The organism is Candidatus Zixiibacteriota bacterium (assembly GCA_035574315.1).
Lineage (GTDB): Bacteria > Desulfobacterota > Binatia > UBA9968 > UBA9968 > DATLYW01.
The window spans coordinates 84,742-110,072 of sequence record DATLYW010000048.1 but is presented as its reverse complement, the minus strand read 5'-3'; the positions used below and the strand labels follow the sequence as shown (position 1 = coordinate 110,072).

25 protein-coding genes are annotated in these 25,331 nt (G+C 67.0%); 11 read left to right on the top strand and 14 right to left on the bottom strand.

Annotation, left to right across the window (positions count from 1 at the left end):
• Positions 1-61 precede the first annotated feature (61 nt).
• Complete coding sequence (locus tag VNN77_16870; GenBank protein HXG53071.1) at positions 62-1,624, top strand: rhodanese-like domain-containing protein; 1,563 nt, start codon at positions 62-64, stop codon at positions 1,622-1,624.
• A gap of 24 nt (positions 1,625-1,648) precedes the next feature.
• Here VNN77_16870 and VNN77_16865 read toward each other — a convergent pair whose 3' ends face one another.
• From VNN77_16865 to VNN77_16840, 6 genes are all read right to left on the bottom strand, one after another.
• Positions 1,649-2,215, bottom strand: a complete 567-nt coding sequence (locus tag VNN77_16865) for a cysteine dioxygenase family protein (protein ID HXG53070.1) — start codon at positions 2,213-2,215, stop codon at positions 1,649-1,651.
• Between the two features lie 17 nt (positions 2,216-2,232).
• Complete coding sequence (locus VNN77_16860; GenBank protein ID HXG53069.1) at positions 2,233-2,685, bottom strand: universal stress protein; 453 nt, start codon at positions 2,683-2,685, stop codon at positions 2,233-2,235.
• Positions 2,686-2,700: 15 nt separating this feature from the next.
• Positions 2,701-3,798, bottom strand: a complete 1,098-nt coding sequence (locus VNN77_16855; protein ID HXG53068.1) for an amidohydrolase family protein — start codon at positions 3,796-3,798, stop codon at positions 2,701-2,703.
• Positions 3,799-3,965: 167 nt separating this feature from the next.
• Positions 3,966-4,952 carry a D-2-hydroxyacid dehydrogenase family protein gene (locus VNN77_16850; GenBank protein ID HXG53067.1) on the bottom strand — a complete coding sequence of 329 codons (987 nt, stop codon included), beginning with the start codon at positions 4,950-4,952 and terminating at the stop codon, positions 3,966-3,968.
• On the bottom strand, positions 4,949-5,629 hold the full coding sequence (locus VNN77_16845; protein ID HXG53066.1) for a hypothetical protein: 681 nt from the start codon (positions 5,627-5,629) through the stop codon (positions 4,949-4,951). The genes VNN77_16850 and VNN77_16845 overlap by 4 nt, the downstream gene beginning before the upstream one ends.
• A gap of 91 nt (positions 5,630-5,720) precedes the next feature.
• Entirely contained in the window at positions 5,721-7,271 is a 1,551-nt protein-coding gene (locus VNN77_16840; GenBank protein ID HXG53065.1) for a trypsin-like peptidase domain-containing protein, read from the bottom strand.
• Between the two features lie 454 nt (positions 7,272-7,725).
• On the opposite strand from VNN77_16840, the gene VNN77_16835 reads away from it, so the two are divergent.
• On the top strand, positions 7,726-8,586 hold the full coding sequence (locus VNN77_16835) for an EamA family transporter (GenBank protein HXG53064.1): 861 nt from the start codon (positions 7,726-7,728) through the stop codon (positions 8,584-8,586).
• 457 nt (positions 8,587-9,043) lie between these two features.
• Here the strand turns inward: VNN77_16835 and VNN77_16830 are convergent, their stop codons facing one another.
• The 3 genes from VNN77_16830 to VNN77_16820 form a co-directional block, all read right to left on the bottom strand.
• Positions 9,044-9,751, bottom strand: a complete 708-nt coding sequence (locus VNN77_16830; protein HXG53063.1) for a hypothetical protein — start codon at positions 9,749-9,751, stop codon at positions 9,044-9,046.
• Positions 9,752-9,908: 157 nt separating this feature from the next.
• On the bottom strand, positions 9,909-10,898 hold the full coding sequence (locus VNN77_16825; protein ID HXG53062.1) for a ParB N-terminal domain-containing protein: 990 nt from the start codon (positions 10,896-10,898) through the stop codon (positions 9,909-9,911).
• 20 nt (positions 10,899-10,918) lie between these two features.
• Complete coding sequence (locus tag VNN77_16820; GenBank protein HXG53061.1) at positions 10,919-12,166, bottom strand: MFS transporter; 1,248 nt, start codon at positions 12,164-12,166, stop codon at positions 10,919-10,921.
• Between the two features lie 139 nt (positions 12,167-12,305).
• Here VNN77_16820 and gor point away from each other — a divergent pair, with 139 nt between their 5' ends.
• The 8 genes from gor to VNN77_16780 all read left to right on the top strand — a co-directional run bounded on the left by gor (position 12,306) and on the right by VNN77_16780 (position 20,886).
• Entirely contained in the window at positions 12,306-13,658 is a 1,353-nt protein-coding gene (gene gor, locus VNN77_16815; protein ID HXG53060.1) for a glutathione-disulfide reductase, read from the top strand.
• Positions 13,659-13,810: 152 nt separating this feature from the next.
• Entirely contained in the window at positions 13,811-14,557 is a 747-nt protein-coding gene (locus VNN77_16810) for an iron-containing redox enzyme family protein (GenBank protein HXG53059.1), read from the top strand.
• Between the two features lie 216 nt (positions 14,558-14,773).
• A complete protein-coding gene (locus VNN77_16805; protein HXG53058.1) occupies positions 14,774-15,271 on the top strand; it encodes a hypothetical protein in 498 nt (165 codons plus the stop codon).
• A 143-nt stretch (positions 15,272-15,414) separates the two neighbouring features.
• Positions 15,415-15,903, top strand: a complete 489-nt coding sequence (locus tag VNN77_16800; protein HXG53057.1) for an NUDIX hydrolase — start codon at positions 15,415-15,417, stop codon at positions 15,901-15,903.
• A gap of 205 nt (positions 15,904-16,108) precedes the next feature.
• Entirely contained in the window at positions 16,109-17,089 is a 981-nt protein-coding gene (locus VNN77_16795; GenBank protein HXG53056.1) for an extracellular solute-binding protein, read from the top strand.
• Between the two features lie 56 nt (positions 17,090-17,145).
• Positions 17,146-17,679, top strand: coding sequence for a (2Fe-2S)-binding protein (locus VNN77_16790; protein ID HXG53055.1), 534 nt, complete (start codon positions 17,146-17,148; stop codon positions 17,677-17,679).
• A 16-nt stretch (positions 17,680-17,695) separates the two neighbouring features.
• Entirely contained in the window at positions 17,696-20,023 is a 2,328-nt protein-coding gene (locus VNN77_16785) for a xanthine dehydrogenase family protein molybdopterin-binding subunit (protein HXG53054.1), read from the top strand.
• Positions 20,020-20,886 (top strand): xanthine dehydrogenase family protein subunit M, encoded by an 867-nt coding sequence (locus VNN77_16780; GenBank protein ID HXG53053.1) that lies wholly within the window; start codon positions 20,020-20,022, stop codon positions 20,884-20,886. Before VNN77_16785 ends, VNN77_16780 begins: the two co-directional genes overlap by 4 nt.
• A gap of 100 nt (positions 20,887-20,986) precedes the next feature.
• On the opposite strand, the gene VNN77_16775 is transcribed toward VNN77_16780, so the two are convergent.
• From VNN77_16775 to VNN77_16755, 5 genes are all read right to left on the bottom strand, one after another.
• Positions 20,987-22,012 carry an extracellular solute-binding protein gene (locus VNN77_16775; GenBank protein HXG53052.1) on the bottom strand — a complete coding sequence of 342 codons (1,026 nt, stop codon included), beginning with the start codon at positions 22,010-22,012 and terminating at the stop codon, positions 20,987-20,989.
• 79 nt (positions 22,013-22,091) lie between these two features.
• The gene (locus VNN77_16770) at positions 22,092-23,024 is read right to left on the bottom strand and encodes an ABC transporter substrate-binding protein (GenBank protein ID HXG53051.1); all 933 of its coding nucleotides are present in this window, start codon (positions 23,022-23,024) and stop codon (positions 22,092-22,094) included.
• Positions 23,025-23,034: 10 nt separating this feature from the next.
• The gene (locus tag VNN77_16765; protein HXG53050.1) at positions 23,035-23,385 is read right to left on the bottom strand and encodes a hypothetical protein; all 351 of its coding nucleotides are present in this window, start codon (positions 23,383-23,385) and stop codon (positions 23,035-23,037) included.
• A gap of 11 nt (positions 23,386-23,396) precedes the next feature.
• A complete protein-coding gene (locus VNN77_16760; protein HXG53049.1) occupies positions 23,397-23,819 on the bottom strand; it encodes a heme-binding protein in 423 nt (140 codons plus the stop codon).
• Positions 23,820-23,841: 22 nt separating this feature from the next.
• Positions 23,842-24,477, bottom strand: a complete 636-nt coding sequence (locus VNN77_16755; GenBank protein HXG53048.1) for a YqgE/AlgH family protein — start codon at positions 24,475-24,477, stop codon at positions 23,842-23,844.
• 133 nt (positions 24,478-24,610) lie between these two features.
• Here VNN77_16755 and VNN77_16750 point away from each other — a divergent pair, with 133 nt between their 5' ends.
• Positions 24,611-25,297: an LON peptidase substrate-binding domain-containing protein gene (locus VNN77_16750; GenBank protein HXG53047.1), complete on the top strand. Its 687-nt coding sequence runs from the start codon at positions 24,611-24,613 to the stop codon at positions 25,295-25,297.
• The last annotated feature ends 34 nt before the right edge of the window (positions 25,298-25,331 follow it).

Here is a 25,331-nt window from a genome sequence, read left to right as displayed (position 1 = left end):
CCTTGAATTTTCCTCAGCCATAAGTAGAACGGATCGCGGGACACGGTCAAGCGGGATGACGATGGCGAAGGAAATCTCGTGCGCGCAGCTCGAAGAGCTCATGGACGGCGGCTCGCCGTGCGCCGTTCTGGACGTCCGCGAGCGCGGCGAGTTCAACGACTGCCAGATCGCGGGCGCCACGTCCCTGCCGCGCGGCGAGATCGAGTTCCGCGTCCTCGCCCTGGTGCCGGATCTCAAGGTGCCCGTCGTGGTTTACGACGAGGGCGGGGCGCGTGCGGCGCTGGCGGCGGCCACCCTGGCGGAGCTGGGGTACGAGGAGGTCGCCGTGCTTGGCGGCGGGATCGACGCGTGGCGAAGCGAGGGGCGGCCCGTCGCAACCGGCGTCAACGTTCCCAGCAAGCGGTTCGGCGAAAGGCTCTACCGGGCGCGACACGTTCCGCACGTGACGCCGGAGGAGCTCAAGCGCTGGCAGGACGAGGGGCGGAGCGTTGCCGTGCTCGACGTCAGGACTCCCGAGGAATACGCGCGGTTCTGCGTTCCCGGAGGGAGCAACGTTCCCGGCGGCGATCTGGTGCTGTGGGCGCACGCGCTGAAACAGCGGCGGGAAGCCATGATCGTCGTCAACTGCGCAGGACGCACCCGGGGCATCGTGGGAACGGCGACGTTGCGGGCCCTCGGGGTCGAGAGCGCCCGCGTGCTGCAGAACGGCACGATGGGATGGGTGCTGGCCGGATTGGAGCTGGAGCGGTCGCCCCGCAGAAACGTCCCGGTCCCGCCGGTCGAAAGCGTGAGCGAGGGTTCGAGGCTGGCACGGCGCATGGCCGCCGACGCCGGGCTTTCCCGGCTCGGCTGCGAGGATATCGACGCGCTTCTCTCCCGGCGTACGGACGGGCCCTTCTATCTCGTCGACGTGCGCTCCCGGCGGGAATACGAGAGCGGCCACATCGCCGGGTCGATCCACGCGCCGGGGGGCCAGGCGGTGCAGTGCGCGGACGATTTCATCGCCGTCCGCCACGCCAGGATCGTCTTCCTCAGCAACGAGGCGGCGCGCGCGACCGTGGCGGCCTACTGGTACGGTGAGATGGGCTTTCGCGACGTCTCGGTCCTCGACGGCGGCCTGCGCTCGTGGGCCGAAAGCGGAAGGCCGCTTTTCGCCGGCGCCGAGAGCGGCGAGAGCCCCCTGGTGACCCGCGCGGTGGACGCCGCCGCCTGGATCGACGCCCGCGAGCTCCTCTCCACTGGCGCCAGCCGCGGCGTCACGATTCTCGACGTCGGAACGAGCGCGGAGTTCGGCGCGGCCCACCTTCCCGGGGCGCTCTGGATCGCGCGCGGCCGTATCGAGACCGAAATCCCGCGGCTGTTTCCGGACCGCGGCAAGCCGATCGTGGTGACCTCCCCGGACGGCCGCGCCGCGGCGCTCGCGGCGCGGGCGCTCGAGGGCATGGGCTATGAACGCGTGCGGGCGCTCGAGCGCGGGTTGCGCGGCTGGGTCGCCGCGGGTGGCTCGACCGAAGCCGGGCTGGCTCGCTGCCTCGTCGAGCCGAACGACGTCGTTCTCTCCCCTTCGATCACCGGGGACCTCGAGTCGATGAAGCGCTATCTCGAGTGGGAAGTGACGCTGTGAGGAGCAGCCGCCCGGCGCAACCGTCTAACAGTTGTCGTATTTCGGGCTGGCGAAGGTCTTCACGGCCCTGCCGTCGACGTCGAAGCGCAGCCGCGGGAGATCCGTGAGGTCCTTGCCGTAGACGTGGATCTCGACGGTGTTCCGCCGCGTGACGTTGTTCATCTCGTGGATGTCGTCGTCGGGCGGCAGCAGACAGGAAACCATGCCCGCCTCGTTCCTCAGCACCGCGGTGACTTCGAGCTCGGCGTATCCGGGTCGCGAGCCGTCGTCCGTGCGTCGAAAGCGTGTTTCCTGGATTTCGTTCTCGATCACGCCCACCAGGCCCCACGTCTCGTGGTTGTGCGCCTTGGCGTTGTCGCCGGGTCCCCAGACGACCGCCGTCACGTTGAACCGCGGAGCGCGGTGCAGCATGTAACGGCCGTAGGCGGTCGCTCCGCGCCGGGTGAAGCGGGCATCGATGCAGGAAGGAGTGCGCACCAGCCTTTCGAGAAGCGGGCGGGCCTGCGCGACGATCCTCGCGGGCGCCGTTTCGGCGCCGGTGATGCGGTTCAGGTCCGTGATGAACTGTTCCAGCGAGTAGGGGTTTGCCATCGGTCTTCCCGCGAACGTCATTGTCCGCGCACTGTCAATACCGGGCAAGGCGCCGCGGCGACGACCCGGGCCGCGACGCTGCCCAGGAAAAGCCTCGACAGCCCGGTGCGCCCGTGCGTGCCGATCACGATCATGTCGGCGTTGCGGCTTTTCGCCGCCTTGATGATCTGATCGTACGCCACCCCCTTGAGCAGGAGGCTTTTCGCCCTGACCCTCGAGCGGCGCAGCCGCTGCATCAGCCTGTCCATCGACGCCTCGGCTTCGCGCCGCGCGCTCTCGGCGAGCCTGGCGTAGAGCTCGGCGCCGCCGAAGTCCTCACCCGGCATGTGGGCGGGCACGGGCTCGATCACGTGCACGACGAGCAACTCGGCGCCGTTTCGCCCCGCAAGGGCGATGGCGTGCTCCAACGCCCGTTCCGAGGCCTTGGAGTAGTCCGTCGCGTAAAGAATGCGCCCGATTTTCCCGGCCATCGTCCCTGCCGGGGCTCAGGCGCTCGCCTGCGCGCGCGCCGCCGCGCGCGCGATGCCCGCGGGAATTCTCGACAGGTCGAGGTCGTAGAGCCTGGCCACGTTCGTGGCGAGGACCTTCGTTTGCGTTTCCACGGGCAGGTGGCCGAGGTCGCGGCGGATGATCCTGAGCGAGTTCGGCCAGGTGGAGTTGGGATGCGGAAAATCGTTCGACCACATGACGTTGTCCTGACCCCACCACTCCAGGTTGTGGCCGCAGACCGCGTCGTTGAAGAAGCAGGAATAGACCTGGTTGCGAACGAACTCGCTCGGGTCCCGGGTGATCGGGGGCGGGTTCACGCCGCGGAACCGGCGATAGTAGTAATCCCACTGCTGCACCATGAACGGCAGCCAGCCGACCTCGTTTTCCACTGTGACGACCCTGAGCCTGGGGTAGCGTTCGAGGATGCCGTAAAAAATGAACTCGAACAGCGCGCCTGCGATGTCGGCGAGCTTGAGGTTGACGCTGCCGCGATAGTGCTCGACGCCCTTGCGCCGTTCCTTGTCCTTGTTGTAACCGTGGCCGGTAAGAATGTGCAGGCTCACCGGGACGTCCAGGTCCTGAGCGGCCGCCCAGAATTTGTCGTAGTGGTCGGAGCGAAACGGCAGCGACGGATGCGGAACCTGCCACACCATCGCGCCCCTGAGGCCGGCCTTGCGGCAGCGCTCCAGCTCCTTTACGGCGACGTCGATGTCGTAAACGGGGATCGCCGATACGCCGATCAGGCGGTTCGTGTCGACGCTGCAATAATCGATGAGCCAGTCGTTGTAGACGCGGAAGCAGGCTTCCTGCAGGCCGGCGTCGTCGAGCGCGAAAAGGTCGAGCAGGAGCGTCGGATAGAGCACCTCGGCGCTCACGCCGTCGGCCTCCATCTCCTTGATGCGCGCGTTGGGATCCCATCCTCCCGGATGGTGCTGGAAGCCTTCGCCGACCTTGTGCGGCGGAAAGAGAGGCGCGGCGTCGCGGTAACGCTCGGGCACGCCTTTTTTCCAGAGATCGACCGGCTCCATCACGTGCGAGTCGGACGAGATGATAACGCCTTCGATTCCCTCGCCGTGGCCGTTTGCCGCAGCCATCGTTCGTTCCTCCTTTTCGCGATTTCGCTCCCGGGCGACCCGGCGAGCTTACGCGATCTTCGGGCCGAGTGTCAATTCGCACCCGCCCCGATCCACGAGCGCGAGCGCGGGGGTCATCGCCACGCTTTGCCGACGAGCCCCCGCATCGGTCACGCGAGCGCGGCGTGCTAGCCCCGCGTCGACTCCAGGACCTCCGGATTGAGGAGATCGACGGGCCGTCCGTCCATGAACTTGAGAATGTTCGTGATCGCCTGCTCGTACCGCTCGCGCAGGACCTCCTCCGTGGCGTAGCCGCGATGCGAGAGCAGGATGGCGTTGTCGAAACGGCGCAGCGGGTGATCGAGCGGCAGGGGCTCGACGTCGTAGACGTCCAGGGCGACGCCGCCCAGCCGCCCGCTCCGCAGCGCTTCCACCATCGCGCGCTCCGAGACCAGGGGGCCTCGGGCCGTGTTGACGAGCAGCGCCCCGGGCTTGACCAGCGCCAGCTCCTTCTCCCCGATCAGGCCGCGCGTGCTCGCGTTGAGCGGAACGTGAACGCTGAGCACGTCCGACTCGCGCAGGAGCGTCTCCAGCGAGACGCACTCGACGCCCGCCTCGGCGGCCTTCTCGGGGGTCAGCGTGCGCGAGTAGGCGAGAACCCGCGCGTCGAACACCTTCAGGATTCGCGCCACCTGACGCCCGATCCTGCCGAAGCCGATCACGCCCGCGGTTTTCCCCTGAAGCATCCTGCCGGTCACGGCCGGCCACGACTCCTCGCGCATGCGCCGGTCGACCTCCGGGATCCTGCGCAGCAGGGCCAGGATGAGGCCGATGGTGAGCTCCGTCGTCGATCGTCCGTTGTCGCTCGGCGTGTACGCGATCGGGATGCCGCGCCGGGTGGCGGCCGCCACATCGAGATGGGCCGTGGTCCGGCCCGTCTGGGAAATGAACTTGAGGCCCGGAACGGCGGCCAGCTCCGCCTCGCGAAAAGGCGTGCGCTCGCGCATCAGCAGGATCGCGTCGGCGCCGCGCAGGCGGTCGGACAGCTTCTCGAGCGTGTCGAGGCGTTCCTTGAGAATCGTCACCTCGGCGCGGCCGCGCAACAGCTCATACGCCGGAACGCGGCTCGCCTGGTCCTCGAAGTCGTCCAGGATGAAGACGCGGAGTACGCTCATAGGGAAGCGGTCACCTCGATCTCGCACAGCTTGCCCGGGGCGGAGTAGCCGTCGACCAGCTCGACCTCGACCTGTGGAATTTCAGCGGCAACGCGCCGGCGAAACAGCTCCCGAAGCGTCTCGAGCGGCTGGCTGCGATGGAGGTAAAAGGATACCCGGGCGACGCGCGACCACGAGGTGCCGGCGTCCCTGAGCGATGCCTCGATGCGGGGAAGAATGTCGTCCAGCTGCTCCTTCAGGGTCGGTCGCACCGCCGTGACTCCGGACAGCACCGCCACCGATTCATAGACGAGAAAGCGGATCGGCACGATCGGCGGATCGTAGTCCACGATCCGTTTGGCGCTGTCGGGCCGGGCCGGCCGCATCGCCAGGAGATCGATCGCCACGCGGGCGTCGGAGTCGAAGCGGCCCGGAGCGATGTAGCTCGAGCTCGCCGACCGGGCCTTGCCGGAAAGGATGCGAACGCGCTCGTCGCTGCCGCGATCGCGGCTCTCCCGATCCTTTCCCCAGAGGCGGGTGCGCACCGTGTGGGCGAGCGAAAGGCCGAGCGCGCCGAGCTCCCGATCGAAGCGCTCGAAGAGCTCCCTGGCCTCTTCGGTCGCCGTCGCGGCGGGCCGCGCCTCGCCGGAAAGCATCACGAACTCGTGGCCGAGCCAGGAAAAAATCCTCTTGCGCATCGTGCTATCCCACCGTTCCGGGGCTCCGGAGCAAAGGCGGATCGATCTTATAACAGCCGTTCGGCCAGAGCAATCGCGGGGCGCCGTCTCGCTAGGGACGCGAAACGCAACAGCCCGCGGCCGCCGCTCGCGGCGCGTCGGGAATCGCTTTCTCCCACACCGAGCGCAGGTCGGGCGAGTGGGGATGGCGGATGCCGTTCTCTTCGAGAATCTCCGCGGTCGACGCCAGCAGCTCCGCGCGGTTGAAGACCATGGTCTCGTGCGTTCGGCGCCCGGCCGTCGAAAACTTGAACGTGGCGTCCGGGGCGGCACTGTCGCGCAGGATTTCGACCAGATGGCGGAGGTTCCGGACCGGGACGCCGTTCACCTCGCTTACGACGGATCGCTCCGGGTTGTCGTATCCCTTGGTGCTGCGGTGCGGGAACATCGGCGACGCCACCACCACCAGCTCTTCCCCGCGAAAGGCCGGTTTGTCGTAGCGGCGGGTGATCAACAGGCTGGCGTGCTGGCGCGCGGGGAGCAGTCGCTGCACGCCCACCCGCTCGATGTACTCCTGGGTCGCCTGCGAGAAGACCAGGGGGCCGGCGATGAAGTAGCGCGGGTTGTCGTTCATCAGGTAGGGCACCACGAGTTCCCGGCCGCCGTGGACCGGCAGATCGATTTCCAACGTCCGCCCCTCGCGGAAAACGGTGACTTTGAGCTGCCCGTTGCGCGCGTGCTTCTGCACCAGATAGAGGGCGGAGAGACGGAGATCGTAGCGCACGGTGACCTTGCCGTCGCTGTCGATCGGCGTGTCGCCGATCCGCGTGATGACGTCCCATTCCCGCAGCGGGTACGAGGGATCCCTGCTGTAGGAGTCTGCGACCATGATGCCGTTGATGCCCGGAGGCAGTCCGAGCTTGCGGCGCAGGGCGTCGTTCTCGACGGTCTGAAGGAAGTCGTGGATCTGAGGCTTGCCGTCGTAGGAGCCGTCGGCGATGTCCGCGAGGAAGAGCTCGATCTCCTCGACAGGGATGAGGTAACCGATGTTCTGGGCGTTCTGGATGAGGCTGAAGACCAACCCCACCAGCTTCCCGTCGGAGACCGCCGGGCCGCCACTGTTGCCGAAATTCAGCGCAGCGTCGACCTGTATGCGCAGGCCGCTCGTCTGGTAGTAGTATTCGGTGAACTCGATGCGCGAGACGATCCCCTGGGTGACCGAGAGCTCGGTCCCTCCGGTCGGGTAGCCGTAGACGTTGACCACGTCCTTGACGCGCGGCAGCTCGTCCGCGAAGGGGAGAAAGCCCCGCCCCTCGAAAAATGCCTCGTCTTCGAGCTTGAGCACCGCGAGATCGATCGACGGCGCGATCGCTTCCACCCGGGCGGCGATTCTGTCCGGGGACTGGTTGGGCTGGACGTAGATCTGGCTCGCGTAGCGGACCACGTGGGCGTTGGTCAGGATGCGCCGCCCCCGGATCACCACCCCCGATCCGCCCACCTGTTGCGGGCTGTTTTTCATCCAGGGTCGCAGCACGTCCGGCGTGTGATGGATCGCGTGAATCTTGACCACGAGGTCGCGGATCCTGTCCTGAGCCGTCAGCGGCCGGGCATCGACACTCCACAGCAGAATGAAGACGAACGAGCAGACCAATGTTCGAACCATCGTCACCTCACAGAGCGTTTTTTCAGCCCGGCACGGGCCGGACGCGCGGCGGCGCCGTCCAGGCGGGAACGCGACCGTCGCGCGCGGCCGGGGCTCTGTTTTCAGGAGCCCCGAGGCCGCTCGGTTGCGCCCGCCTCGACCGCACGCGCCGCGAATGCCGCAGACCCCAGTATATACGAAAAGCGGCGCGGCGGGAAAAAACCGCAGGACTCAGCCGGCATTCACCTTGCCAGTGGCTTCGTCGGGCCGGCAGAGATCCGCCAAAATCGGCGTCAGGTCTTTGGTTTCCCGTTTCTACTTTCCATATTGACTCGCGAACCTCTGCGGGATTGGGTCGGCCGCGAGCGGCCCGGCGCCGGGTTGCGCAATCTCCCGCTCGCGTATATGCATGAACGATCAAGCCGCTGCCCGAAGCGCCGCCAGCGGCGTGGCTCGGAGTCGCCGCCCTTGCGTCATGACCCCTGAGGCCATTGCTCTCCTCGCCGCCCTATCGTACGCGCTCTTCACGGTTTTCGGCTGGTTCGGGCTCCGCTACTCCACGCCGATCGTGGCGACCGTCGTCTCGCTGACGGCGCGCACCGCTACGTTATGGACGGCGGTCTTCGTGACCGGGGGCATCCCGCGGTTCGCCACCCCGGCCCTGGTGGTGTTCGTCGTCCTGGGAGTCCTGCAGAGCGCCACGAGCCTGCTCACGTTCATCGGCCTGCACAAGGTCGGGACGGCCAGAAGCCAGCCGCTGCGCAACACCTACCCGCTCTGGAGCGCGGCGATCGCGGTGCTCGTCATGGGCGAGCGAGCCGGCGGGATGATCCTCGCGGGGACCGCCCTGATCGTCGTCGGCGTCGTACTGATCTCGTGGAAGCCGCAGGCGCCGCCGCCCGGCTACCGTTGGTGGCACGTGCTCTACTCGCTCGCGGCCGGCGCTCTGGCCGGCATCGCCTTTCCGCTGCGGCGCCTCGGCCTGACGATCACGAACGAGCCGGTCTTCTTCGCGGCCGTGGTCGCGGTCGTCTCCCTGATCGGCGCGGTGCCTTACTGCGCGGGGGCTCGCGACCGCCGCGCGCCCTGGGACCGCAGAGGAGTCCTGCACTTCAGCGCTTCGGGATTTTTCGAAGCGCTCGGAGCGCTACTGTCGTTGATAGCGCTCGCTTCCGGCCGGGTCGTCGTGGTGGCGCCGATCGTGGCGACCACGCCGCTCTGGAACCTGCTGATCGCGATGATCTTTCTCCGCGGCCGCGAGGAGATCAACCCGCGCACCGTCGCCGGCACGGTCGCGGTCGTGCTCGGAACGGTAGCCGTCGCGGCCGGACGGTGACGGGCGAAGTCCCTTGACAAGCAGACGGCAGAGCGATAGGAGAGGGACTGTGCCCACCACCTCCGTGAAGGGCACGCCGGAGCGACGCGCGGAGCGCGCCCGCGGATCGTTTGCGGCGACGATGTAAGGAGGGAGTCCTATGAACGGAGAGGAGACTCCGCCGGGCCAGGATCGCCCGCTGCGGCGGGCCGTCCGGGAAACGCTCAGCGGCCAGCGGCGGGTCGGCTGATTCGGCCCCGAGCTCCAACACCGGAAGGTGCTGAATCGCTCCATCGAGCGAGCACAGGAAGAGGGGGCGGTTGAAAAAACGCCTGCCAGGCCGGGCGCTGCAAGTCGCCGGACGAAGGTCGCCGACGCACGGGCTTCGAGCCAGCCAAGCGTATAACTGAGACAGGACGCGACAGCGTCGGAAGCGGGGTCACCTCCCGGGAGGCGGTCCCGCTTTTTTTTGCTACGGTCAGCGCAGCAGCTGACCATAGCCGGGAATGCTGATCTTCATTCCCAGCGTGCGGATGACCCACCAGAGAGAGGCCGCCGTGCTCGATACGACCGGACGGTCCACGTCCTTTTCCAGCTCCTCCACACACGCCACCGAGCGCCAGCGGCCCTGAATCAGGACGGCGTCGACCTTCGGGTGCTCTCGGTAAAGCGCGCGCGCGACGTTGTACGAGGCGTAGTCCGGAAGCTTGACCTGATCCACGGGCCTGGAAACTTGCAGGCCCCGGATGCCGAGAACCTGAAATCCCGCCGATTCGTAGTAGCGCCGGACGGCGTCGTTGATCGATTCCTTGTACGCGGTGGCGATCACGACCGTTTTTGCCCGCAGGCGCCTGAGCGCCTCTGCGCTGGCGCCCATCGCGGTAATGACGGGTAGCCCGACGCGGGCCGAAAGGCCGGCTACGATCTCTTGCTCCTCCCGATAGCCCCGCTGCGTACCGAGGGTGATTCCTCCGAGCAGCACGACGTCGCACTCCTCGGCGCGGAAGATCTCAAGGCCGGTTTCGAGCGCCGCCACGGCCTTGTCGAACTCCTCGGGGGTGTGGGCGCGCACGTTCAGTCCCGTGGCGACGATGGTAAAGCCCTTGGGCAGGATCAGGTTCCAGTCCGAGGGCGTTTCGAAGACCGAGGGGGACAGATATCCGATGCGCGCTTTCCACCCCGACATTTTTTCTGTGCTCCGTCACCGCAGCCCAGGGTTCTTTTATCGCAAACCGACCGCGAGGGGAAGGGAATCATTCGCGGGTCCGGGAGGACGCTGCCCTCGTATCACGGCGGCCAGGCCCCGCCCGATTTCGATGCATGTCCGCCGGCCAGTGAACTCCTCAGGAGTCTTCTTCCGGCGCGCCTCCCGAGCGCGCCAGATCCTCGACCCGGACGCGTTCGACGTTCAGCCTGGCCACCGCCCTGGCCATGCGCTCCAGCACCTCGTCGAAGCCGAGCGGAGCGGCGTCCCTGGGCCGAAAGCGCAGCGGGTTGGCGCGCGCGACCACGAAGCTCTTGAGATACGGGCTGGTCAGTCCGCGGGCCTTGAGGCCCTCGACTTTCTCCATCACCGCGTCGTCGAGCTCCATGAGCGCGCGCGCCCGTTGTTCCCGGACGGCGAGGGCGCTTCGCAGCGGGCGGTCGAGGAAGGCGTCGCAGCGCCTGAGGAGCGGGTGATACGCGCCGCCGCTGAAGCGCGGCCGCTCCAGATAGCAGAGGCCGAGCGTCACCAGCGCCGCCTCCTCGAACTCGAGTGCGTAGCTTTTTTCCGCCGCCTGGTCCAGGGCCGCGAGCTCCCGGTACATCTTGATCACTTCGAGGGCGCGCTCCCGGAGGTTGTGGGCTTTTTCGGTGTTGAGCGCGAGGATCTGGTAGGCGACGGACGGCTCGGGAACGACGAGCGCGACGATGGTCCTGGCGCCGAGCGTGCGCATCGCGGCGAGACGGTGGTTGCCGTTCGGGGTCCAGTAGCGCGCTTCGGCTTCCCTCGGGCCGCGAACGGCGATGATCGGATCGAGGAAGCGGCCGATTTTCGCGATGCAGGATTCCAGCCGGCGAACGTGGGCGTCGGAGAGATTTCGCTGGTACGGCGTCGGCGCGACGCTGTCGATCGGCAAAGCGGCGAGCACGAGCCAGCGCCCGCCGAACGGCTCGCGATACGAAACGAGCGCCTTGCCGCCGTCGCTTTCGATCGCCCGTCGGAGCTCCGCGACGGCCTCGGGCGGCGCACCGGCGAGAAGCTCGGCGGGCTCGAGCGCGACCGCTTTCCCGGCGATTTTTCGGCGCCTGCGCGAAGCCCCTTTTTTCGCCCTGGTTTTTTTCTCGGCCATGGTTCGACCCTCTGTCGTTGCTATTCCAGCCGGCGCATCTCGGGCCGCCGGGCCGCCACCACCAGCGCCATCGCGCCGACGGCAGCTCCTCCGATCGCCACCGCCGCCGGAGCACCGGCATATTCCGCGATCGCGCCGGCGATCATCCCGCCGACCGGCATCAGCTCCCAGGCAAGCCCGTAGATTCCCATGACGCGGCCGCGCAGGTGATCGGGGAGGTTGACCTGCAGGATCGAGTTGATCGTCGTGATGTAAAACTGGCTGGCGGCGCCCAGCGCGAAGGCCAGCGCCAGCGAAAGCGGATACGAGCGTGACAGGGCGAAAACGATCAGGAGCCAGCCGAAGAGAAGCGCGCCGCCGATCGCCATGAGCCCCTTTCTGCGAGCGGTTGCGAAAAACGCCACCAGGAGCACGCCGCACAGCGCGCCGGCGCCGCCCGCGCTCTGCAGGAAACCGAAGCCGCGCGATCCAACCTCGAGCACGTTGCGGGCGAAGACCGGCATCAGCACCAGGTAGGACATGCCGAAGGCGCTGTTGAAGAAGGCCATCCCGATGAACGTGGAATAGATCTGGTTTTGGCGGATGAACGACAGCCCGGCGACCATGTTCTGCACGAGCCCGCCGCTCACGGCCGCCGCGGGGCGGCGCTCGAGGCGGATTGCGAGCCAGAGCGCCACCGCGCTCAGCGACGCGGCCAGACAGAAATAATAGGTCGGGCCGACGCCGACCCAGTAGATCAGCATGCCGGCCACGGCCGGTCCCATGAGCCGGTTCAGCTGCCAGATCGTTCCGCCGATCGCCACCGCGTTGGGGATCTCCGATCTCGGAACCATCTGGGGCAACAGGGCCATGCGGCTCGGCCGGTCGAAGGCGCGAACGGAGCCCGAGACGAAGGCGAAGAGCAGAACGTGCCACAGCGCTATCCTGCCGACGGCCACCAGCGTGCCGACGGACGCGAAGACGGCTGCGGAGACCGTCTGGGAAACGATCATGATGCGTCGGCGGTCGGCTCGATCGGCGATGACGCCGCCGAGCAGCGTCAGCAGGATCGTCGGTGCCGCGAACGCCAGGCCGGCGGCGCCGAGCATCAACGGCGAGTCGGTGAGCTCGAGGACCAACCACGCCTGGGCCACGCCTTCCATGTTTTGTGCGAGGACGGAGGAGAGCTGCCCGAGCCAGTAGAGCCGGTAGTTGCGATGGCGCAGCGCGCTCAGCGCCTCGAGCAGTCGATGGTTTGCGGCGGCGATGCGTGCGGCGGCCTCGGTCATCGGAGATCGGCTACGGGCGGAATCGGGACCGCGCTATTGTTCCCGAAACCACCGTGGGTGTCAAAGAGCCGGGCGCGGTTGAGGAAACCGGCGGCGCCTTTTATCATGAGCAAACGTCCAGACGAGAGGGTGACGAGCGATGGCTCAATACGACTATGATCTGTTCACGATCGGCGCCGGGTCGGGCGGCGTGCGCGCCAGCCGGGTTTCGGCCGCTTACGGCGCCAGGGTTGCGATCGCCGAGGAACGATACCTCGGGGGAACGTGCGTCAACGCAGGTTGCATCCCGAAAAAACTCCTCGTCTACGCCGCGCAGTTCAGCGAAGACTTCGAGGACGCGGCGGCGTTCGGATGGACGGTGGGGGAGCGTCGAATCGATTGGGCGCGGCTGATCGCGAACAAGGACCGGGAAATCGCGCGGCTCAACGGCGTCTACCGCAAGCTCCTGGAGGATACCGGCGTGACGGTCATGGAAGGGCGTGCGCGTCTTCTCGGACCGCACGCGGTGGAGATCGGCGGCCGCCGCGTGACCGCCCGCTACATCCTGGTCGCCGTCGGGAGCTGGCCGGTCGTACCCGCGGTTCCCGGGGCCGAGCTCGCCATCACCTCGAACGAAGCGTTTCACCTTCCGGCGCTGCCCGGGAAGGTGGTGATCGTCGGCGGCGGCTACATCGCCGTGGAGTTCGCGGGCATCTTTCACGGCCTCGGCGCAAAGGTCGTGCTGGTCCATCGCGGGCCGGCCCTGCTTCGAGGATTCGACGAAGACATCAGGTGCTCTCTCGGCGAGGAGATGGCGAAGCGAGGGATCGATCTTCGGTTCAACGTCCGCGTCGAGCGCATCGAGAGCCGCGGGGGCGGGCTGCGCGTCGCTCTCTCCAGCGGCGCCGTCGTCGAAGCCGACCGCGTGCTCTACGCGACCGGACGGGCTCCCAACACCCGCGGGCTGGGGCTGGAAGAAGCGGGAGTTGCGCTGAAGCCGAACGGTGCCGTCGCGGTCGACGACTATTCCAGGACCAGTGTGGAGAGCGTCTACGCGATCGGCGACTGCACGGACCGCATGATGCTGACGCCGGTGGCGATTGCCGAGGGTCGCGCCGTCGCGGAAACGCTTTTCAACCAAAATCCGATGCGTCCGAGCTATGCCAACGTTCCCACGGCGGTCTTCAGCACCCCGAGCGTGGGTACCGTGGGTCTCACCGAAGGCGACGCGCGGGAGCGTTACGGAGAGATCGACGTTTTCAGGACGAGCTTCCGGCCCCTGAAGCACACGCTGACCGGCCGCGACGAGAGAACGATGATGAAGATCGTCGTCGACCGCCGGACCGACCGCGTGCTCGGCTGCCATATGGTCGGCGAAGAGGCGGGGGAAATCATCCAGGGCTTTGCGGTCGCCATGAACTGCGGCGCCACCAAGGCGCAGTTCGACGCCACGATCGGGATTCACCCGACCGCCGCGGAGGAGTTCGTAACGATGCGCACCAGAGCGACCTAGCAAGCCGGCGAGCCCGACCCGGGACAGGTGTGCCCGCAGGACGTGCCGCATTTGGCATTTTGCTCCGGGCGGCTGCGACAAAGCCCGTGAAAAATCATGGTTTTTCTCGTGGCACGGCAGTTGCTTTCTCCAGCACAGGTGGGGGTTCGGCCATGGATCGGGATACGTTTCGGGAAAAACTTCTCACGGTCATGGAGGGCAAGGACCATTGGGCGTGGCCCGCGTTCGTGAGCGGGAGGGTGCCCAGGGAAAAGCTCCACCTCCACTTCGAGCAGGAGTATGCGACCTACGTGAGGGATTTTCCCGTTCTGGTAGGACGGGCTTATGTTCAGTGCCCGATCCCCGAGGTGAGGCGCAGCCTCGCCGAGAATCTCTATGAAGAAGAGACCGGCGGTTTGATCGCGGGCAAGCCGCATCCGGAGCTTTTCCTCGAGTACGCGCGCGGACTGGGAATGGATCTGAGCCGGTTCGAAAACATCGAGCTGGTGCCCGCCGCGAGACGTTACCGCGACTATCTCGATGACGCTACGCTGCGGCGCGGCTGGGACGTCGCGGCGGCCATCGTCACGATTTTCGTCGAAGGCACGAAGGACGAGCGCTCGCTGTTCGAAGCTGCGATCGCGCCCACGCCGCCGCCGTTGGAAGAGCATCCGCTGGTGAAGCATTACGGCATGAGCGTCGAGCATCTCGCCTTGACCAAGGCGCACCGGCAGGTGGAAGGTCGTCACCGCACGCTCGCCTGGACGGCCATCCTGGAGCACGTCGAACCGGTTCGCCGCTCGGTGGTGGCAGCGGCGATGTCCGGCGCGCTGGTCCGGTGGCTTCAGTACCGTGACGAAGTTGCCGCGCTGTGCGGCATCGAGCGCGACGGCCTGCGGCGCGAGCCCGCGGCGGTGTAGTTGCGCCCTGCGTCAAGAGTCTCGTTTCCAACACCCCTGTTCTAACGTCTCGGGGTTCAGGGTCCCGCGTCCGGAGTTTTTCAGGTTCAGAATCCGAAGTTTTGGTGTTCCAACGCCGGACGCCGGACGCTGGGCTGCGGACCCTATACTATATCCGAGCCACCGTTAACATCGCCCGCCGGAGCCCGTCTAAGCCGCCGAGGAGGGCAAACGCCTATGAACATCAAAAGGACCGTAACCTGCTTCGGGGTGGGGTTGATGCCGCTTTTGCTGCTCGGCGGCCCGGTGCCGGCGGATGACGGACACGGCGCCCGGCGCAGTCTTTTCGAAGAAATCCGCCGTGACAGAGCGGAATTGCGGCGCGACATGAGAGAGCTCAGGCGTGATCGGGCGGAGCTGCGGCGCGATCTGCGGCGCGGGGCACCGCCGAGCGAAATCGCCGCCGACCGGCGCGAGGTCAGGGACAGCCTGCGGGAGGTCGCTCAAAGCCGCCGGGAGCTGAGAAGGGATTACGCGGATCTCAACCGCTATCGCTGGCAGCATCGATGGGACCGGGATCGGTGGGATCACCGGCCGCCTTACCGCCACGGCTGGTATCGCAATCGGGGCTGGGGCTATCACCGCGACTGGTGGACCGATCACCATCCCCGCTGGCGTTGGAGAGACCGCGATCGTCACGAGCGCTGGGGAATGTGGCACCGCCACTGGGATTGATTTTCAGAGAGCCTTAAACCGAATTCCCTCCCGCGGAGGAGGCGGCGGTCCGCCTCCTCCTTTGGCCGTTTTCGAGCATTCCTCTTGACAGCTCCGCACGCGAGCAACTATAAGCGCCGATAACCCGAGAGAGCGAACGGCGCATGGCAATCCCGCAGCGATACAACACGGGGTACAACATCGGTGTCGGCGGCGCGGTGGTTGCCGGTGGCCGGCTGCTGCTCGTGCGACGCTCGTCGCGCCACGGCCGGGGCAACTGGCAGCTTCCCGGAGGATTCATCGAGCCTGACGAAACCATCGAGCGGGCGGTGGTGCGCGAGGTGCGGGAAGAGGCCGGCGTCAGCACGGAAGTCGAAGGAGTCCTCGGCGTGCGGAGCCGCTACGATCCCGAATCGGGCAACGGTCTTTACGTCGTTTTGCTGTTGCGGCCCGTGAGCGGAGAACCGCGCGCCGACGGCCGTGAAGTCGATCAGGCGGGCTATTTCACCCTCGAGGAAATCTCCCGCCTGAGCCCCCTTCCGCCGGTGAACTGGGAGATCGCCCGGCGCGTGTTGTCCGCGGATCGCCGCCTGCTCATTCCCAAATCCGTAACGAATCTTGCCGGCGCCCGCTTCACGCTGTTCGTCGGTTGAGCGCCGGAAGCGGCAAGCAATATTTTGGCCGGTTTTCTTCAAGGTCGCGGCTTTTCTCTCGATGGGCGTCGAGCCTTTTCGTTGACCCGCAACAAATAACGGCGTAGCTTTCGACTGTGCCTCGATCTACGGGCGCGGAAAGGGGTTGACGATGAAGATTCAGTGGGAGTTACGCTGTGGACGCATCCGCCGCGCATGGCCGGCAATGGTTGTCCTGCTGCTCGCGGGGGGTCAGCCGATCACGCAGGCCGCTGCGCCGCGGCAGCTGGTCGAGGCTGCCGCGAAAGAGGGGGAAGTGGTCTTCTACGCGTCCATGAACCTGGGCGAGGCGAACGCCCTCATCTCCCGTTTCCAGGAGCGATACCCGGCGGTCAAGGTGAGACTCAACCGAACCGGAAGCGAAAAGCTCCTCACCAAGGTCCTCGCCGAGGCGGCCGCCGGCAAGAGCTTCGCCGATGTCATCCAGACCGTCGAGTTCAGCATGTATCTTTTCAAGCGCAGGGGCGTGCTCGCGCGCTACGTGCCGCCTGAAGATTCCCTCTATCCCCGGGAGTTCAAGGACTCCGGCTACTGGACCACGGTCTACTACCATCCGTACGTCGCGGCATACAACACCCGGCTGGTTTCGCCGCTGGCGCTGCCGAAGAGCTACGACGATCTTCTCGATCCGAAGTGGAAGGGCAAGATGATGATGGAGGGGACCAAGGCGGAGTGGTTCGCCGGCATGCTCCAGATCCTGGGGCGCGAGCGCGGGCTGGCTTACATGCGGGCACTCGCAAAGCAGGAGCCGACGCAGCGGGTCGGCCACGAGCTCCTGGCGCAACTCGTCGCCGCGGGCGAGAGCTGGCTCGACATCAACATACCGTCGTCCTCCGTCGATCGATTGAGGCAGAAGGGGGCGCCGATCGACTGGACCGCGCTCGGCCCGGCGCCGGCGATCATGGTCGGCACCGGTCTCTCGGCCCGCGCGCCGCACCCCAGCGCCGCCCGGTTGTACCTGGATTTCGTTCTGTCGCAAGAAGGCCAGAAAATCATTCAGGGGTTCGGTCGCCTGGTGGCCAGAAGCGACCTCGCCCGCGGACAGACGGCGCTGGTGCGCGGCATCCAGATGGTCCCCGTCGATCCGGCGCTGGCCGAGAGGATGGAAGAATACTCGAAGCAGCTCCGGGAGATCTTCTCTCGCTGATCGAAGCGCCGCGCGCGGCTTGAACGACGAATCGCCATCGGTTATACGGAACATCGGTGGACGCGGCCGCGAAAAAAAGCATCTCGGTGACCGTGAACGGGGCTGCGCACGAGCGCGAGGTCGAGCCGCGGCTCCTGCTCGTCGATTTTCTACGCGACACGCTGGGCCTCACCGGCACCCACGTCGGCTGCGACACCTCCATTTGCGGCGCGTGCACGGTTCTTCTCGACGGCGCGGCGGTGAAGTCCTGCACCGTGCTCGCCGTCCAGGCGGACGGCGCCGAGGTCCTCACCATCGAAGGATTGGCGCGGGGAGAGAAGCTTCACCCGATCCAGCAGGCGTTCTGGGATCGCCACGGGTTGCAGTGCGGTTTTTGCACCCCGGGAATGATTCTCACCTCCTACCAGCTCCTCCGGCGCAACCCGAATCCGTCGGAAGCGGAAATCCGCCACGCGCTCGACGGGAATCTCTGCCGCTGCACCGGCTACCAGCATATCGTCGACGCCGTGCGCGAGGCGGCGCGAGCGATGAGACCGAGGAGCGGCGGGCGGCTTCGGGCTGCAGCGCGCTCGGGACGAAGCCGGAGCTGAAAGCGGAGGAGGCGTCGTGCCGGTCAGCAAGCTGGTCGGAGCGAAAGTCAAACGGCGGGAAGACCCGGCCCTGGTTCGGGGCCTCGGCCGGTACGTGGACGACGTCAAGCTTCCCGGCGTGCTTCACGTCGCGATCCTGCGAAGCCCGCACGCGCACGCCAGGATCGTGCGCATCGATACCGACGAGGTGCGGCGGCAGCCGGGCGTGGTCGCGGTCTTCACCGGCGCGGACCTGCGCGGGAAGATCGCCGCCCTGCCGACTACGGCGGACAACCCGACGCTCAGGGTCCCCGAGCACCGCGTCCTGGCGGTCGACAAAGTCTGTTACGTCGGCGAGGGCGTTGCGGCGGTCGCGGCCGAAGAACGCTACGCGGCCCGCGACGCCCTCGATCTGATCGCCGTCGACTACGAGCCCCTGCCGGCCGTCACGGATCCGGAACGGGCTCTCGCTGCCGGCGCCCCGGTGATCCATTCCCAATGGCCCGACAACCTGGCCTTTCGCTGGGAGCACAAGCAGGGAGACGTCGAGCGGGCGTTCGAGCAGGCGCACAAGATCGTCCGGCAAAAGCTCGTTCACCAGCGCCTTGCCCCGGTCGCTCTCGAAGGTCGAGCCGTGGCGGCGCGCTATCTGGCCGCCGAAAAGGAGCTCACCGTCTGGTCGTCGACGCAGATCCCGCACATCCTGAAGAGCCATCTGGCGCGCATGCTGAATCTCCCGCAGGATCAGGTGCGCGTGATCGCGCCGGACGTCGGTGGCGGGTTCGGGAGCAAGCTCAACGTCTACGCCGAGGAGCCGCTGCTCGCGTACCTCGCGATCGCGCTCGGCCGGCCGGTCAAGTGGACCGAAGAGCGGGGCGAGAATATGCGCGCGACGATCCACGGCCGCGGCCAGACCGGCGAGGTCGCCGCGGCGGTGGCGGAGGACGGCGCCATTCTGGGATTGCGCTACGACGTGGTCGCCGACATCGGCGCCTATCATCAGCTCTTCACGCCGGCGATTCCGCCGTTCACGGGCCGCATGCTTTCCGGGTGCTACAAGATCCCGGCGATCGCGATCGAGGTCAAAGGGGCCTTCACCAACAAGATGTCGACGGACGCGTATCGCGGCGCCGGGCGGCCCGAGGCGACCTACGTGATCGAGCGGCTCGTCGACAGGATCGCCCGGGAGCTGGGGATGGATCCCGTCAAGGTGCGGCAGCGGAACTTTCCGCAGCCGCGCGAGTTCCCGTTCAAGACCGCGACGGGTCTCACCTACGACAGCGGCAACTACCGCGCGGCGCTCGACAAGGCACTCCGGCTCGCCGGCTACGCGGAGCTGAGACGGGAGCAAAAACGGCTGCGAGGCCGCGGGCGCTATCTGGGGATCGGGCTTTCGACCTACGTCGAGATCTGCGCGATGGGGCCCGGGTTCTCGGAGTACGGCAAGGTGGAGGTCGAGCCCACGGGCAAAGTGAGAGTGCTGACCGGGGCCTCGCCGCACGGGCAGGGGCAGAAGACCTCGTTCGCGCAGATCGTGGCGGATCAGCTCGGCGTCGCTCTGGACGACGTCGAAGTGGTGCACGGCGATACCGCGCTGGTCGCCAGGGGAACCGGCACCTTCGGGAGCCGGGCGACGGCGGTGGGAGGTATCGCCGTTTACCACGCAGCTGAGAAGGTCAGGGAGAAGGCGCGCGAGCTGGCGGCGCATCTGCTGGAAGCGGACGTCGAGGACGTCGTTTTCGCCGACGGCCGCTTCGGCGTCAAGGGAGTGCCGCGCCGGGCGCTCACGCTCGCGCAGATCGCGCAGCGGGCGCAGGCGACGCGCGATCTTCCGCCGGGGCTCGATCCGGAGCTCGCGGCGGAGTCGACGTTCGAGCCGGACAACTTCACTTTTCCCTTCGGCACTCACGTCTGCGTGGTCGAGGTCGAGCCCGATACCGGGCAGGTCACGATCCGGAAGTACATTGCGGTCGACGATTGCGGCAGGGTGATCAATCCGCTGCTCGTCGACGGCCAGCTCCACGGCGGTATCGCCCAGGGAATCGGACAGGCGCTCTTCGAAGAGATCGTCTACGACGAGAACGGGCAGCTCCTCACCGGCAGCCTGATGGACTACGCGCTGCCGCGCGCAGCCGACCTGCCGCGCTTCCGTCTCGCCCGCACCGAGACGCCAACGCCGGTGAACCCGCTTGGCATCAAGGGCGTCGGCGAGGCGGGGACGATCGGCTCCACGCCCGCCGTGGTGAACGCCGTGGTGGACGCGCTGGCTCCCTTCGGCGTGAGCCATATCGACATGCCGATCACGCCGGAGAAGATCTGGAACATCTGCCGCAGACCAGAGACGGCGGCCGGAGGGCGGAAATGATCCCGGCTGCTTTCGACTATCTCGCGCCGCGCACGCTGGAGGAGGCGCTCGAAGCCCTTGCCGCGCACGGGGAGGACGCCAGGCTCCTCGCCGGCGGTCAGAGCCTGCTGCCGCTCCTCAAGCTCAGGCTCGCCCGGCCGAAGCTGCTTGTCGACCTGCGAAAGATTTCAGGGCTCGACGGCGCCGAACGGCGGAACGACCGACTGTGCATTGGCGCGCTGGCCACTCACTATAAGATCGAAAGCTCGGCGGCGCTCGCGAAGAGCGGGCGGCTCTTGGTCGAAACCGCCGGCGTGATCGGCGACCTCCAGGTGCGAAACCTCGGTACGATCGGGGGCAGCCTCGTCCACGCCGACCCCGGCAGCGACTGGCCGGCGGCGATTCTGGCGCTCGGCGGCGAGCTGCTCATGCACGGGCCCGCGGGCGAGCGGCGGATACGAGCCGAGGACTTTTTCCTGGGGCCGATGACGACCGCCATCGGTCCCCGGGAGATCCTGACGGAAATCCAGGTGCCGGCGGCGCAGCGCCGATCGGGGAGCGCCTATTTCAAGGCGAGGCAACGGGCCTCCGGCTTCGCTCTGGTCGGGGTAGCGGTCGCGTTGAGGGTCGACTCGAAGGGAAGCTGCGAGGAGATCGGCATCGGCGTGACCGGTCTTGCGGACAGGCCGTTTCGCGCCCGCGCCGCCGAAGAGCGGTTGCGCGGCGAAAAGCTCGCGCCCAGACTGATCGAGGAAGCCGCCGCTCGCGTCGCCGACGGCGTCGAGCCGCTCTCGGATCTCCACGGCTCCGCCGAGTTCCGCTCACACCTGGCTCGCATCTACGGCGCCCGCGCGATTCGCGCCGCGGCGCAGCGCGCCCGCTGACCCGCGGTCTCCGCCGGGCAGCCGTCGCCCGTCGTCGTCGATCGCAACCGCGGAATCCGCGATCGACGGGCTCCTCGAGAGACGGGACAGGCTGCGAGTTTCAGCGGCCCAGGAAAATGGACCGGAAATCTTCCCGCAGCTTCTTGAACTCCTCGGCCGTCGGGTTGTCCATGAACACCGCGTTGGCCACGATCTTGTCCGCCTCCTTGACGGCGGGGTAGATGCCGGGATAGAGCGGAAAGTCCCCGCTATCGGCGATCGCTTTCTGCGCCTCCGGCCCGCAGAGGTAATCCATGTACAGCTTTCCGGCGTTGCCGTTCCTCGCCCTGGCTCCGAGACCCAGGTCGGTCGAGTCCGTGAACACCTTGTCGAAGACGACGAGACTCAAGGGCCCTTTGACCTGCCCGACGTATTGCGCGTACGAGATGCCGAGGTAGCCTTCCCCCCGGACGAGAGCATTGGGAACCGGCGCCAGCGATTCGACGAGAAAGGGCTTCTGCCTGGCGAGCGCCCTCACGTAGTCCAGCCATTTGTCGCCCTTGATCTTCTGCAGGTTCCAGAGGAACTGCGCCGTGCTGGTGTGGCGCGACGGGTCGGGCATGACGATCTTGTTCTGCCATTTCGGATCGAGCAGATGATCGAAGCTCCCGGGCAGGTCGGCGGTTTTCACCAGGTCCGTGTTGTAAAGCACGGCCAGCGGCGTGTGGCGAAACGCGGTCAACACCCCGTCCTTGTCTCTCACTTTTTCGGGAAACTTCGCGGCCGCGGGCGGCGTGTAACGGGCCAAGGCGTTTTCCCGCTTGAGCAAGGTAATGGTGCCGTTGATCGCGAAGACGACGTCGAAGCCCGGATTCCCGCTGCGCCATTCGGTGATGGCGCGATCCACGACCGCCGTCGCCGAAGCGCGCCAGTACTCGACGCGGATGCCGTAGCGCTTCTCGAACGCCGCATGGATGGGCTGGATCACGTTCGGAAGCGTCGTTCCATAGACGACGACCTTGCCTTCTTTTCTTGCTCCGGCGACATCCGCCGCCTGGGCGACGAGCATCCGCGGAGCGAGCAGCCATGTACAAAGAATCCCGGCGGATAAGAGAAGCGCTGAATAGCGACGGGCGGACAAACTCATGTCTTCCTCCGGACTTCGGCTCCCGGCCGTATCGAAAGGGGCGCGCGACCCGAGGATTCCGGGGCGGCCTGCGCCGGGTTCATACCTTTTCCCTCCAGACGTCCCGAAACTGAGTGGCGACGACCTGATCGTAAGGGGCCGGGCCCGAGAGGAGGCCCACGCTTCGAGCGAACCGGTTCATGTTCTCGACGGTCTCCTCGCTGATCTCGGGATCGTAGTACGGAAGATCGCGACGGATCAGGTCGGCGATCAGCTCCGCTTCGGCAGGCGGAAAGCGCTTCTTCCCCACCTCGCCGGCCAGCGTCACGTCCTCGCGCAGCGCCTTGTGAGCCTTCATGATGGCGCGGATGGCCGCACGGGCCGTCTGCGGCTCCTCGTCGATGCGCTTTTGCGTGGTGACCAGGGCGGGAAACGTGTGGTGGCGCGCCCCCGGCGGCCCGTCTCCCCGTCGCACGTCGAGCACCATCGCGCCGACACCGCGCCGTACGGCGACCTCGCACCCCATGCCGTTCGCCCAGAAGCCGTCGAGCTTCCCTTCCTCGAGCGCCCGGGCGGCCGAGAGCCCGAAGGAAACATCGGGGCCCGCTGCACCGGGGATCGGCGTGATCTTCACGTTGTCGCGCTCGGGGTCGATGCCGGCCTCGACGAGCATCGCGCGCAAGCTCAGGTCGACACCCGGAGCGGCGCCGAGGCGCAAGCCCTTGACCACGCTCAGATCGCCCCGTTTCGGGCGGAGATCGCTGCGGACGACGAGAAACCAGTAGGTGTGGCGGGCCACCGCCGCGAGGAGCTTCGCCCCGCGCCATTCGGGAAAGGCGAACAGCGTCGCGTGGGCCGAGCCGACGACGAAGTCGAGCGCGCCGTCGCGCAGAGCCTCGTAGGTCTTCGGAACGGGGAAGAGGAGGTCGATCGAGGCGTCGAGCCCCTCCGAGGCGAAGCATCCCAGCTCGACGGCGGCGATCGCCGGAAAATAGGAATTGGAGATCAGGTCGGGAACGGCGATGCGGATCACGGCGCCTCCTTTAGTCGGCCAGGGGAATCGTCATGAAGACATGCGGCTCGCTCCCGAGCACGCGCGAGACATGGCCTTCGCCCGTGGTGTCGTCCGCGAGCATGACATCGCCGGCCTTGAAGGTCCGCCTCGCGCCGCCTGCGGCCTCGATCTCCCACGAGCCCGAAAGCGTGACCACGTACTGGCGCCGGGGCGCGGGATGGAGATCGAGCACCGTCCCCGGAGGGACGCAGCGGAACACGGCGCTCGTCGCCTTGCGCGGCTCGGTGGTGAGGATTTTCTGATCGCCGCCGAACCGGAGCTCGACGTCTTCGAAGTGCGATTTTCCGTCCGCCCCGGTATAGATCCTGACAATGGTCATTCCCCCCTCCTTCAGACCTTGTATTCGAGGCCGGCGGCTGCGATCCCGGCGATCACGCATGCTTCGTCCTCGTCCGCGGTTCCGCCGCTCGCCCCGGCCGCGCCGATGATCGCCCCGCCGTCGATGATCAGCACGCCGCCGGGAACCGGGACCACCTTGCCCTGCGACATGTCCGAGAGCGCGCCGAGAAATTCCGGCCGGCTCTTCAGCCGCTCGCCCAGGTGGCGGCTGGACTCCCCCATGCCGATGGCGCCCCAGGCTTTCCCGATCGCGATGTGCGGCCGCAGGATGCCGGCGCCGTCCTCGCGCTTGAGCGCCTTGAGGTGGCCTCCCGCGTCGAGCACCGCCACGCAGAGCGGGCGGATCTTCATCTCCCGCGCGCGGGCGAGCGCTCCGTCGACGATCGCCGCCGCCTTGTCCAGCGTCAGCTCCATGGCTTTTCCTCCGTTCGGGCGGTCAGAGCCTGAATTGCCTGCGGTCGTTCGCCTTGCGCCACTTCTTTTCGGCGTCGGCGTCGAAGATCAGCGACTGGTCGGCCGGAATGGTGAACCATGACTGCCCGCGAATCTCGCTTTCAAGCTGACCGGGCGCCCAGCCGGCATAGCCGAGCATCAGCAGATAGCGCCTCGGCCCCTTGCCGGCGGCGATCGCCTCGATCATCTTCGGATCGGAGGTCATGGCGATGCCGTCGTCGATTTTCGCGGACGTATCCAGCAAATAATCGTCCGTGTGCAGCACGAAGCCGCCGCTCGGCGAGACGGGTCCGCCGTAATGCAGAACGATCTCTCCCGCCGCTTCTTTGCTTTCGATCCCGAAACCCTTCAAGAGATCCTTGATCGGGCCCCTGGTCAGCGGGCGATTGATGATCAGGCCGAAAGCCCCGCCGGCGTCGTGGCGCACGAGGTAGATGACGGTCTCGACAAAACGCGGGTCCGTCATCTCCGGCGTCGCAACGAGAAGCTGACCGGTGAGATGGCCGCCGGGCCCGGCTCCGCCCGCTCCGCCAGGGCACGGCGCGGCGACCGCGGCCCAGCAAAGCAGAAGGCTGAAACAAACCCACCGCGCCAGAACCCGCCCTTTCTCGTCGCCCATCGCGGGCGGCGGTTCCACCGTCTGCGATGAGCCAAACTAAAATACCCCGGGGACCCAAATCAAGAGGCGGGCCGGAGTCGCCTTGACCCGCCGGAGCCGTTCTCCTATAAAGAGAGCTGACGACGGCGGCGCCATGAGCGCGACGATCCCAAACCGGCCGCTCCCGGAAATCCTCCCGGTGTTTCCTCTGACCGGCGTTTTGCTCCTGCCCGGCACCGTGCTGCCGCTGCACATCTTCGAGCCCCGCTACCGCAACATGGTCGAAGACGCGCTGGAGCGCGATCGGATCTTCGGGATGATCCAGCCGCTCGTGCCGCAGCAGGACAATCGGCCCTTACCCGGGGCGGAAGAGCAGCGGCCGGAGCTCTACCGGGTGGGCTGCGCCGGGTACATCGAGAGCTGGGAACGCCTCCCGGACGGTCGGTTTTTCCTGAATCTCAGAGGGCTGAACCGCTTCCGTTGCGCCGAGGAGCTACCGCTTCACCGGGGGTACCGGCGCGTGCGTGCCGACTACCGGGAGTTCCCCGATCACGCGCCGATCGAAGGCTGGCGGTGCGCCCGGGAGCCGCTGCTCTCCGCGCTCGCCGACTACGGCAGGGCTCGCGGCCTGGAGGTTCATCCGGCGCAGGCGGAGCGTTTCACCGATATCGAGCTGATCAATCTCATCGGAGTGTCGCTGCCGTTTCATCCGGCCGAAAAACAGGCGCTGCTCGAGGCCGCCACCCTGAAGGACCGCGAAACCCTGCTCGTCGATCTGCTCCGGCTCGGAGCCCGCTCGCCCGGCGGCGATCCGGGCTCCTCGCCTTCGTCCCTCAACTGAGGGGTTTTCCGTCGCTTTCCCGGAAATTTTTTCC